The organism is Okeania sp. SIO2B9 (genome assembly GCF_010672505.1).
GTDB classification, from domain to species: Bacteria; Cyanobacteriota; Cyanobacteriia; order Cyanobacteriales; family Microcoleaceae; genus Okeania; species Okeania hirsuta.
Window position 1 is genome coordinate 1 of the sequence record NZ_JAAHGK010001523.1, and the last position, 1,608, is coordinate 1,608.

2 protein-coding genes are annotated in these 1,608 nt (G+C 29.4%); both read right to left on the bottom strand.

The window, feature by feature from the left end; genetic code table 11:
- Positions 1 to 630: MAE_28990/MAE_18760 family HEPN-like nuclease (locus F6K13_RS32250; RefSeq protein ID WP_287289763.1), on the bottom strand; the 630-nt coding region annotated here is incomplete at its 3' end.
- Positions 630 to 1,608: DUF262 domain-containing protein (locus tag F6K13_RS32255; RefSeq protein WP_287289765.1), on the bottom strand; the 979-nt coding region annotated here is incomplete at its 5' end. The genes F6K13_RS32255 and F6K13_RS32250, both read right to left, overlap by 1 nt.

The window sequence follows — 1,608 nt, forward strand, 5'->3', positions numbered from 1 at the left end:
CAGAATTTGTCTCAAATATTCTACTACTTTATCTTTAATTTTTATTAGTTCATCAATACTCTTATCTTTACCTACTTCGGCGAATGATTTATGCCCATGTGCTAAATCATTTCTATTAGTCTTGACTTTAAATAAATAATCCTTAATATCAGTTTTTGTTTTTGCAGAAAATCCATATTCCTTAGCTGTTGTTTTAATCTTTTCATAGTCAATATTTCCAGAAAATTGTTTCTCTAGCTTAGAAATCTTAACAATATCTAGAGATATATCTACAATTTTATTATAAATTTCATCAATGCTTGTTTTATTTAGTTGTATCTTCAGGTTTTTAAGAACAACTTTTTTTAACTCAGGTGTGATTTTGTCGAAGGAAACATTTTGATTTTTTAGTTCTTCAAATATTGCTTCAATAGCATCTCTCATTGTCGATTCTATTAAATTGTAAAGCAACAAAAAAGCACTTGCTTTTAAGGTTTGTACTAACTTTATGTCAATTTTTTGAGTTTTGCTTCCTTCTTTACTTTCTATCAACAATTTTGCTGTTCCTTGCTCTAAACTCTGGAGAAAAATAAAATATTCACTTACTTCTTTAGAGCGTTCATTAAAATTTTGAAATAATATGCTTGTCATTATTTAGCTAATAGTTTATCTCTGACATATTCAATCCGTCGAATTACCTTTTTATTAGAACTACTTGCATCACCTTTCGTGTAATTTTGAAAATTACTCTTGCTAGGATTAAGCAAATCATCTCCTCGATACTGAAGATTACTTTTTTCTCTCAAAGCAAGAGCAACACCCACAGAAAGAGACTCAAATTTTATTCTAGTAGTTGTTTGATTTAATTTTTTACCTGACCGAAAACCATTAGGAAAATGTTTGCTAACAAAATCTATCATTGTTTCAAATTCATCCCGCATTTTCTTTAAGTCTGTATTTTCATCTTCATTAAATTTTTTCAAAAATTTATCCAGAAACTTACTTACCCCCACTTTACTTTCAAAATTTTTATAATTATTTAAGAAGGCAAAAAAACGTAAAACAAACTCTTGAGGATCGCGCTGGGCAATAGCTGCATTAGAGAATAAGCAAAGCTCTCTAAACTTGGATAATTTTGATAATTCTTCAACTAAATCAGTAAATTTTCCTGGTAATATACCTCTGCGTTTTTCCATTTCATTTAACTCAACGCTACCTGTATTAATCCGTTCAAATAAATCTCTTCGTGTTTCCTCATCCGCATCTTCAGTAAGTTGAATCATCCGAATAGTAGCTCTATTAAAACGTCTCTGACGAGAAGGAGGTAAATCCTCAAATCTAAAGTCATTTAATTTGGCTAATTTAGATAAATTAATAAGCTTTAACTCATTATTGATAAATCTAGCTAAAGTCCGGATACGTTGAGTACCATCAATAATTTCTAAACGAGCTTCATCTTCTTCATTTTCCTCGTCATTAATATCAGCAACAAATATATAAGGTATTGGTAATCCTAAAAGTACAGATTCAATAAATTTTGACTGTCTTTTTTCATCCCAAGCCATCTCTCTTTGATAATCAGGAATAAATAACTCATTAGTATCGTTTTCTATTCCTTTCATATATTTC